General features: G+C 54.8%; 9 protein-coding genes. All 9 read left to right on the plus strand.

The genetic code is table 11. From position 1 onward, the window contains the following. Positions 1-38: 38 nt before the first annotated feature. Positions 39-485 carry a dUTP diphosphatase gene (gene dut / locus L692_RS0118630; RefSeq protein WP_025701590.1) on the plus strand — a complete coding sequence of 149 codons (447 nt, stop codon included), beginning with the start codon at positions 39-41 and terminating at the stop codon, positions 483-485. A gap of 153 nt (positions 486-638) precedes the next feature. Next, a complete protein-coding gene (gene dpsA / locus L692_RS0118635; RefSeq protein ID WP_025701591.1) occupies positions 639-1,538 on the plus strand; it encodes a dipicolinate synthase subunit DpsA in 900 nt (299 codons plus the stop codon). Then, a complete protein-coding gene (locus tag L692_RS0118640) occupies positions 1,535-2,131 on the plus strand; it encodes a dipicolinate synthase subunit B (protein ID WP_025701592.1) in 597 nt (198 codons plus the stop codon). Before dpsA ends, L692_RS0118640 begins: the two co-directional genes overlap by 4 nt. A 146-nt stretch (positions 2,132-2,277) precedes the next feature. Continuing rightward, positions 2,278-3,498 (plus strand): aspartate kinase, encoded by a 1,221-nt coding sequence (gene dapG / locus L692_RS0118645; RefSeq protein WP_025701593.1) that lies wholly within the window; start codon positions 2,278-2,280, stop codon positions 3,496-3,498. A gap of 15 nt (positions 3,499-3,513) precedes the next feature. Continuing rightward, on the plus strand, positions 3,514-4,389 hold the full coding sequence (gene dapA, locus L692_RS0118650) for a 4-hydroxy-tetrahydrodipicolinate synthase (protein ID WP_025701594.1): 876 nt from the start codon (positions 3,514-3,516) through the stop codon (positions 4,387-4,389). A gap of 530 nt (positions 4,390-4,919) precedes the next feature. After that, complete coding sequence (locus L692_RS0118655; protein ID WP_025701595.1) at positions 4,920-6,599, plus strand: ribonuclease J; 1,680 nt, start codon at positions 4,920-4,922, stop codon at positions 6,597-6,599. A 209-nt stretch (positions 6,600-6,808) separates the two neighbouring features. Beyond that, positions 6,809-7,594, plus strand: coding sequence for a ClpP family protease (locus tag L692_RS0118660; protein WP_084463260.1), 786 nt, complete (start codon positions 6,809-6,811; stop codon positions 7,592-7,594). Beyond that, the gene (locus L692_RS0118665) at positions 7,591-7,824 is read left to right on the plus strand and encodes a YlzJ-like family protein (protein ID WP_025701597.1); all 234 of its coding nucleotides are present in this window, start codon (positions 7,591-7,593) and stop codon (positions 7,822-7,824) included. The genes L692_RS0118660 and L692_RS0118665 overlap by 4 nt, the downstream gene beginning before the upstream one ends. A gap of 85 nt (positions 7,825-7,909) precedes the next feature. Next, a partial coding sequence (locus L692_RS0118670; protein WP_025701598.1) for an FtsK/SpoIIIE family DNA translocase occupies positions 7,910-10,342 on the plus strand: 2,433 nt, incomplete at its 3' end.

Consider the following 10,342-nt stretch of genomic DNA (forward strand, 5'->3'; position numbering starts at 1 on the left):
TTCCGATAAAGCGATTGCAAATGTTAGGAGAGATGATCTTGTCGTATTACGTGCAAATTCTAAAGCTTCCGGGCAATGAGGATGTGAATCTTCCACGCAAAATGTCGGAGCAGGCTTCGGGCTACGACCTCTTCGCCGCTGTTGGCGGCGAAATGACGCTTGAGCCCGGAGCGCGGGCGCTGGTTCCCACGGGAATCGCGCTTGCCATGCCGGACGGGCTGGAGGCGCAAATTCGTCCGCGCAGCGGACTGGCGCTGAAGCACGGCATCACCTGCCTTAACACGCCGGGCACGATCGACGCCGATTACCGGGGCGAGATCAAGGTACTGCTCATCAATCTGGGCCAGGAGCCTTTTACGATTGCCCGCAATGAGCGGATTGCCCAGATGGTCTTTCAAGCTGTGCCATCCGTAACGATGGTGGAAGTGGAAGAGTTGACGGATACCGAGCGGGGAGCGGGAGGCTTCGGGCATACGGGAAAATAGAACATTACGTATAGAAAAGCATGGATGCAGAGCTTGCGGAACGGCCGGGTTACGGCTGAACGCAGGCTCTTTTTTTGCTTTCACCCATCCGCGCTTACCCGCATAAGATGCTCTATGGCCTAACAGTGTAATGTTGAAAGGAGCGTCATCCCTATGCTGACTGGCGTCAGGATCGTGTTCCTGGGCGGGGACGCAAGACAAATTGAAGTGATTCGGAAATGTGTGGAGATGGATGCGGCGGTAAGCGCTGCCGGGTTTGATAAATGGGATACCCCTTGCGAGGGGGTTAGCCTGGAGGAAATGTCCGCCCACCTGCTCAGCGGCGCGGACGTTCTGGTGCTGCCGACCGTCGGCTGCGACGATGAAGGCCATATCAGCGCTAAGTATTCTTCCAAGCCGATGAGGCTGCTTGAGGAGCATATCGGGGCGTTGCCCAAGCACTGCACTATTTACACAGGCATGGCGAAAGAATATTTGATACGGCTGTGCGCTCTCGGGGGACTGGAGCTGGTACAGCTGCTCGAACGCGACGACGTTGCGATCTACAATTCGATTCCAACCGCCGAGGGCGCGCTCGTCATGGCGATCCAGAATACCGATTTTACCATTCACGGCTCTGAAGCGATGGTGCTCGGCATCGGCCGGACTGGCTTTACAATGGCTAAAAGCCTTCAAGGACTTGGCGCCAAAGTCACAGTAGGCGTCAGAAAGCGGGATCATTTCGCCAAGGCGGAGGTCATGGGCTGGAAGCCGTTCATGACGGACCGTCTGGAAGAATATGTAACGGACGTTGATTATATTTTCAATACGATCCCCAGCCTGATTCTTAACGCCAAGGTGCTGTCGCGGGTGCCCCGGCACACCTGCATTATCGATCTCGCTTCCGCGCCCGGAGGAGTGGATTTCCGCTATGCGGAGAAACGGGGCATCAAGGCTATCCTGGCGCCGGGGCTGCCGGGAATCGTAGCGCCCAAAAGCGCGGGGAGGATTATGGCGGGCGCGCTTGTTCAGTCGATTTCGGAGCAGATGTTGGCGAAGGGGGATAAACAATGAACTGGCACGGTAAGACGGTAGGCTATGCAATCACCGGTTCCCACTGCACTTTTGCAGAGGTGATGCCCCAAATCAAGCGTTTTGTAGACGAGGGCGCGAACGTCGTGCCTATTATATCGGCTTCGGTGCTGGGTACGGACACAAGGTTCGGCACATCGGAAAATTGGCTAAAACAGTTGAAAGAAATAACGGGGAATGATATCATTTCTACAATTGTTGAAGCGGAACCGCTGGGTCCATCCAAACTGCTGGATGTACTTACGATTGCGCCCTGCACAGGAAATACCACTAGCAAATTGGCCAATGCCATGACGGACGGACCGGTGCTGATGGCGGCCAAATCCCAAATGCGCAACGGACGGCCGCTCGTTCTGGCCATATCAACCAATGACGGACTCGGTCTGAACGCGGCGAATATTGCGAAACTTTTGGTAACCAAAAATATTTATTTTGTTCCCTTCGGACAGGATAATCCCGAGCAGAAGCCGAATTCATTGGTGGCCCGCATGGAACTGATTCCGGAGGCCTGCTATGCGGCGCTTCATGGCTCCCAGTTGCAGCCGATGATTATCGAACGGTTTCATTCAGCATAACATTAATAGACCAACCGTTGCCGTCCTCCGCCTGAGGGCGGTACAATCGTGTTTATTCCTTTAGATTTAGAAGCGAAGTTCCGGCAGCCCGGGATTCATCTGGAGAACATTGTGCAGCCTGTCGTTAACTAATGGAGGAATTATTAATGGGCATTTTGGTACAGAAGTTTGGCGGGACCTCGCTTTCCACCCCGCAGGCCAGAGATCATGTGATCCGCCACGTTAAACGGGAGCTTGGGCATGGCTACAGCCTTGTCATCGTAGTCTCGGCGATGGGCCGTAAGGGCGAGCCTTATGCGACGGATACGCTGCTTGACTGGGTCTCCCAAAATGGCGATGCTCTCCCTCAGCGCGAACGGGATTTACTGCTGTGCTGCGGTGAAATCATTTCGGCGACGACACTGTGCAGCCTGCTGGAGAAAGAAGGCGTCCCCTCGACAGTGCTCACCGGAGCCCAGGCCGGTTTCCTGACGGACAACAGCTACGGAAACGCGCGGATTCTCGATGTCCGTCCGGAACGGATTTTGCGGGAGCTTCGCGCCCAGAAGGTTGTCATCGTGACCGGCTTTCAGGGTCAGACGGAAGACGGGGACTCTACCACGCTCGGACGAGGAGGAAGCGATACATCGGCAACGGCGCTTGGCGCCGCGCTGCGGGCGGAAATGGTCGATATTTACACGGATGTCAATGGCATTCTGACCGCCGATCCGCGAATCGTCGAGGATGCGAAGCCGCTGTCCTATGTTAGCTATACTGAAATTTGCAATATGGCCTATCAGGGCGCCAAGGTCATACATCCGCGTGCCGTGGAAATTGCGATGCAGGCGCAGATTCCGGTCCGCGTCCGCTCTACTTTTTCAGAGAATGAAGGCACTCTGGTCACGCATCCGGAAGGCTTTCAGGAGTCGCAGCCCGGAATTGTGGACCGCTTCGTTACAGGCATCGCCTATGTCAGCAACATTACGCAGATCTCCGTGGACTGCCCGGACGGCAACGGAAGCGGCGTTCAGCTGCAAATATTCAAGAGCATGGCGGATAGCGGAATAAGCGTTGATTTTATTAATGTTACCCCGACGAGCGCTGTCTACACCGTTTTTGACAATCATTCGGAACAAGCGATCGCGGTGCTGCAGGAAATCGGACTCCGTCCGAAGAGCCTGTCCGGCTGCGTCAAGGTATCCGTTATCGGCGGGGGCATCAACGGTGTGCCGGGAATCATGGCCCGTGTCGTGGAAGCGCTCAGCGATCATAACATTCAAATTCTGCAATCCGCTGACTCCAATACGACGATCTGGGTTCTGGTCAAGAAGGAAGATATGGTGCAATCGCTGCGCGCGCTGCATTCCAAGTTTGAATTACACCGTTAACAGGAGGAATTCGGAGTGGATTTCGGAAGACTAATAACAGCTATGGTAACTCCTTTCGACAAGGAGGGAGAGATTGACTGGGACGCGGTAGCGAGTCTGGTTGATTACCTGATTGAAGAACAGAAGTCGGAAGGGCTCGTCGTCTGCGGGACAACGGGCGAATCGCCCACATTAAGCGATGAGGAGAAGCTGCAAATGTTCTCCTTTGTTCTGGAGAAAGCCGCAGGCCGCTGCAAGGTTATTGCGGGCACAGGCTCCTATAACACCAAGCATACGATTGAGCTGACTCAAAAGGCGGAGAAGATCGGCGTCGACGGCGCGCTGCTGGTCGTTCCTTATTACAACAAGCCGAACCAGGAAGGGCTGTACCAACATTTTGCGGCGATTGCGGCCGAGACCAAGCTTCCGCTCATTCTGTATAACGTTCCCGGACGCACCGGAATCTGCATGAGCGCGGGGACTACGATTCGGCTGGCGCAAATTCCGAACATTGTCGCGACGAAAGAGTGTGCATCCCTGGATCACATCGCCTTGATCGTGTCCGGCGCTCCGCAGGATTTTCTTGTGTACTCCGGGGACGACGCCTCGGCATTGCCGGCATTGGCGGTTGGAGGACACGGCATTATCAGCGTGGCGAGCCATCTTGAGGGTGCAAGAATGAAAGACATGATTTCCGCCTATCTCTCGGGAAGCGTTCAGCTCGCCGGGGAGCTTCACCGGGAACTTTTTCCGATATTCAAAGGGCTGTTCGAATGTCCGCAGCCGCTGCCTAGCCCGTCCGCCGTCAAATACGCGCTGGAGCTTCAGGGAATCAAGGTAGGTTCGGTGCGTCTTCCTTTAACCCCGCCGGACGAGGCGGAAGCGGAATTTATCAGAAAGCTGGTACAATAAAAGCTGGGCAATAGTCTTTATTGGTTATGAGCCGGTTCTCGTTATGAGGGCCGGTTTTTTTGCGCTGCCATTTCCGGTGCCCCAATGAAATAATGCTCCCTGTTTACGGGAAGAATACGGGTATCAGCTCCCGCGACTTGTGTTTTGGCAAAAATATCATGTATAATGGAGTTAAGTGACTGGGTGCGGTTAAAATTAAATAAGCGGTAATTCTTATGTCATGTGGTGCACGGCAGGTCTGTTTGGATCAGAGGGAATATTTTTCCATTCGCGGATCTGCTTTGTCGGCAAAGGTTCTCGCGCAAGGGGCGCGGCCGGTTGTTTTCACAGCATAGGTTCGCTAATGCAAATTTATGCTCCCTGCGGCAGGGAAGCTTTTGTTAAGGTTTATTTTTTTGCGCCTTAATGCCCTTTGTCTCCACATCGGCAAGATTTCTGCGTTATTGAATGTGTTCAGTGCTGCTAAACAATTGAAGTTCTTGATTTAAATAACATATGACGTCCAACATATCTAGGAGGGTTAGATTCATTTGTCCAAAAAAAACAACAATGATAAACTGATGATCTTTGCACTCGGCGGAGTGGGGGAAATCGGGAAGAATATGTATGTGGTGCAATACGGCAACGACATTGTGGTCGTGGACTCGGGACTGAAGTTCCCTGAAGAAGATATGCTCGGTATTGACATCGTTATTCCTGATATTTCTTATTTGACGGAGAATCGTGACAAGGTAAAAGGCATTATGCTCACGCACGGCCATGAGGACCATATCGGCGGCCTGCCGTATGTCCTCAAGCATTTGAACGTTCCGGTCTACGGAACGAAGCTTACACTCGGGCTGGTTGAGAACAAGCTCAAGGAAGCGAATCTGCTTGGCGAAACGAAGCGCATTCTAATCAACGAGGACTCGGTGATCAAGCTGGGCAGCTCGCTGGTTGTTAGCTTCTTCAGAACCAATCACAGTATTCCCGACTCGGTCGGCGTGTGCATTGAGACTCCGGAAGGCAACGTGGTTCATACGGGCGACTTCAAGTTTGACCATACCCCAGTCAATGGTCAATTCGCGAACCTGCACCGCATGGCCGAAATCGGACAGCGGGGCGTACTCGCGCTCCTGTCGGACAGCACCAACGCCGAGAAGCCGGGATTCACCCCTTCCGAGAAAAATGTCGGGATCGTGCTCGAAGATATTTTCCGCAAAGCCGAACAGCGTGTTGTGGTGGCGACGTTCGCATCCAACGTTCACCGTATTCAGCAGGTCGTTAACGCTGCGGAGCAAACGGGCCGTAAAATTACCGTAATCGGCCGCAGTATGGTCAATGTCGTATCCATCGCTTCCGAGCTCGGATACTTGAATATGCCTGATGGCATGCTGATCGAACCGGAGGAAATGAACCGGATGGCGGCTAATCGGGTCGTCGTTCTCTGCACAGGCAGTCAGGGCGAACCGATGTCGGCATTGACCCGCATGGCGCGTTCCAGTCACCGCAAAGTGGACATTCTGCCCGGCGACACCGTTATTATTGCGGCAACACCGGTGCCCGGCAATGAGAAGTACATTGGCCGTACGATTGATGAGCTGTTCCGTCTGGGCGCGGACGTCATCTACAGCGGCTCGAACTCCGGCGTGCACGTGTCGGGTCACGGCAGCCAGGAAGAACTGAAGCTGATGCTTAACCTGATGAGGCCGAAATTCTTCATCCCGATTCACGGCGAGTACCGCATGCAGCGCCGGCATGCGCTGCTGGCGAAGTCCGTGGGCGTTGACCCGGACAACATCTTCATCACGGAGCTTGGCGAAGTGGTGGAGATTCAAGGCGGCTCAGCCCGCAAAGCCGGCAAGGTTACCTCCGGCAATGTGCTGATTGACGGTCTTGGCGTCGGCGATGTAGGCAATATTGTCCTGCGCGACCGCAAGCTGCTGTCGCAGGACGGCATCCTGGTTGTCGTCGTTACGCTGAGCAAGCAGAACGGGGCAATCGTATCGGGGCCTGACATCATTTCTCGCGGCTTCGTGTATGTGCGCGAATCGGAAGGCCTGCTTGACGAAGCGAACCGGATTGTTTCCAGCACGCTGCAGCGCCTGATGAGCGAGAAGGTCAATGAGTGGGCTTCCCTTAAGACAAGCGTCAAGGATGCGCTCGGACGCTTCCTGTATGAACAGACCCGCCGCAGACCGATGATCCTTCCGATCATCATGGAAGTGTAAGCCAGGTTAATTGAATTTTATTTAATGATTGAAGCATAAAAGCCTCTCTCCCGCTGGAAATATTGGACGGTTTCCTGGCGGAGGGAGGCTTTATGCTGTTCACCTGCCTATCTGAATAATGTCGGGGTAAGGTAAGTCATACTAACGGGAGATTCATACCATACGCTTGCTAAAGAGCTGGGTTGCAAGCGAACAAGGGAGCGCTGAGCATGGATGGCAATGGCAATACACCTATTGAAACAGCTTACCGAAATGAGGAGCCGGTACAGCCGCCAGGGAGAGAAGAACCGGGCAGTGAAGGAACGCATGAACCCGGCGGCGTGATTGGCACGGTGAAAGAATTCGGACAAGTGGCCGTCCCGTCCACTGAGCCGGAGATTTATTGCATAACGATCATCGGGCAGATCGAAGGACATATCGTCATGCCCCCACATAACAAGACGACCAAATACGAACATATCATTCCGCAACTCGTCGCGGCCGAGCAGAGCAAGACCGTCAAGGGAGTGCTTATCATTTTGAATACGGTGGGCGGCGATGTGGAAGCTGGCCTTGCCATTGCAGAAATGATTGCTTCGCTGTCCAAGCCGACGGTAACGGTTGTGGTAGGGGGAGGCCACAGTATCGGCGTTCCCATCGCGGTATCCTCAAGCTATTCGATCATCGCGGAGAGCGCCACAATGACGATTCATCCCATCCGCATGAACGGTCTGGTTATTGGCGTTCCGCAGACGTTTGAGTATATGGAGAAGATGCAGGAGCGCGTCGTTCGCTTCGTCACTTCCCATTCCCGGATTTCCGTGGATTGCTTCAAGGACCTGATGTTTAAGACCGGGGAGCTCAACAGGGATATCGGTACGGCGGTCGGCGGCTCGGATGCCGTTGCATTTGGTCTTATGGATGAAGTAGGCGGAATCGGCACCGCGATGGCCAAGCTGAACCAACTGATTGCTCTAAGAGGTGCTGCTGCGGAGACAGGAGGATTGACTCAATGATCCTGTATTCCGTCATATCCGCCGATCAGGTGTGGGACGGGGCCATCAAGGCTTCGCCTCCGTTCCGTGAAGTTACAGTACAGGGCATAGTGATGCAGGTCGAGCCGCTGGACGAAGGCAGGGCCAGAATAGTAAGGCTTCTGCAATGCCCGCTGCACCGCTATCTGGAGCCCGGTCTAGCGCCGGGACAAGTGATTTCATATGCATCCGGAGCTGCCGATAACCGCTGAACAAAGAACGGCGTTTTCCGACAAAAACAGAACATAGGTACGCCACGCCATTATATGGTATAATACTGATTCGGGGGTGGCTGGCGTGGCTAAACGGAGAAAACGGAAAAAAAAGAAGGCGCTGCTGGGCAGCGTTTTAAAATATGAGATTTATGGCATCCTTTTGATTACCTTCTCGGTTATAGCATTATCCGGTGAAGCGGCGGTAGGACGTTCTTTATCAAGCTTGGCCGCTTATCTTCTCGGCCGGTTTTATTTCGTCTTGCCGCTTATCGGCATGTATTACGGATTAATGGTCATGATTTACCGGAAATGGCCTTCGAATTGGAGCAGCCGGCACAGCGGCGTCCTGCTGCTTGTGTTCTCCATGTGTCTGATGAGCAGCATCTCGGCTATGGAGCAGAAGCTTGGGCCGGTGTCCATGCTGCATCCGGGCAATGTGCTGTCGCAGACCCAGAAGGATCTGGCCGGGGCCTTGTCTCCAGCCGCGAATGAGGGCGGCGTATATATGCTGGGCAAGGATATAAGCGGCGGTTATGTCGGCGGGCTGGAGTTCGCCGTGCTGCTGTGGCTGTTCGGGACGCTTGGCGCCAAGCTGCTTATGATCGTGATGCTGGCGATCAGCTTTATGCTGGTCACGAACCTTTCCTATATCGAGCTGTTCGGATTATTGAGAATCCGGGCGGTCAAGCTCGTGGAAGGAATGCGGCTCAGAGCGGCGAGCCGACCGCAGGCAGTCCCGGTGCCTGGCCGGGGAAGATCAAAGAAGGACTCTCGGTTATCGCAGGAGGAACCGGACGAGGATGAAGAAGAAGCGGAACCGACGGAAGGGGCTCTTCCGAGCCGCAAAGCTCCGCAGTTCTTTGACAGACTCATGAAGCGCAAGACTCCGCGATCCGGAGCCGATGCTTTGCCGGAGACCGATGATACTTGGGACGAGGAACGGGATATGCCGATCATATCGGGGATGTCTTCCCATTCCGATTGGTCCGGTTCCGATGAGGATCTTGATGTAGACAACGGGGAGCTGGAGCCTGTAACCCCTATTATACGGGATTTCTTCGAACATATCCGTGCGGAAGGCTTGAGCGACGAAGACCGTGAGGAGTGGGGCGAGTTCTCGCCGACTGCGCGAAGCAGCGCGAAGCCTGCCGATGCCCGGAGCCTGCAGGAACCGATGGAAGAGGCTCTCCCCGGCCCCGGTGAGAGCGGCGGTATGATTGTGGAAGCAAGCACCGGCGCCGAAGGCGAGTCCGAAGGAGGAGAGACTCTACCAGCTCCCAAGCCTGCGCCTGCGCCCAAGCCTTACAAGCTTCCGCCGTTCCGGCTGTTATCGAAGCCAAGCAATGGCGGCAAAGCCGGCGACCAGAACGATTATATGCAGACGGCCCGCAAGCTTGAGGCGACGCTCGAAAGCTTTGGTGTGCGGGCCAAGGTGCTTGAAGTCGTTAGAGGGCCGGCGGTTACCCGGTACGAGATTCAGCCCGATATCGGCGTTAAGGTCAGCCGGATCGTCAACCTGACCGACGATATCGCTTTGGCGCTCGCCGCCAAGGATATACGGATGGAGGCGCCGATCCCCGGTAAATCGGCAATCGGCATCGAGGTGCCGAATCCGGAGGTGTCCCTCGTCACCATGAGGGAAGTCATGGAAACGCAGATTTTCCAGGAAGCCGATGCCAGGCTGACCATTGCTTTTGGCAGGGATATTTCCGGTCAGACGATCATCGGCAACCTTGCCAAGATGCCCCATCTGCTCGTCGCCGGGGCAACGGGCTCCGGCAAATCGGTCTGCATTAACGGGATCATCACCAGCATTCTGTATAAGGCGAAGCCTGACGAAGTGAAATTTCTAATGGTCGACCCGAAGATGGTTGAGCTCAACGTGTATAATGGAATTCCCCATTTAATGGCTCCCGTTGTCACCGACCCGAAGCGCGCCAGCCTGGCGCTCAAGAAGATCGTGGTCGAGATGGAGAAACGATATGAGCTGTTCTCCAAATCCGGGACCCGAAATGTGGAAGGCTACAACCATCTGATGAAGGATAATCCCGAGGCGGTTCTGCCTTATATCGTCGTTATTGTGGACGAGCTTGCCGATTTAATGATGGTCGCTGCGAATGATGTGGAGGACGCGATCTGCCGTCTGGCCCAGATGGCGCGGGCCGCCGGAATTCATCTGATTATTGCGACCCAGCGTCCATCGGTGGATGTGATAACGGGCGTTATCAAGGCCAATATCCCTTCGCGAATCGCCTTTGGCGTCTCCTCGCAGGTGGATTCGCGGACCATTCTGGATATGGCGGGAGCGGAGAAGCTGCTGGGCCGCGGGGACATGCTGTTCATGCCGATGGGCTCTTCCAAGCCCGTTCGGGTTCAGGGGGCCTTTATGAGCGACGCCGAGGTGGAAGCGATTGTCCATTACGTCAGCAGCCAGGGCGAGGCGGAGTATGACGAGTCTATCGTTCCGGAAGTGGATGATACGGCGGCGGAAACCGAGGAGCCGCAGGATGAGCTG

This window comes from Paenibacillus forsythiae T98 (assembly GCF_000520735.1).
Lineage (GTDB): Bacteria > Bacillota > Bacilli > Paenibacillales > Paenibacillaceae > Paenibacillus_AQ > Paenibacillus_AQ forsythiae.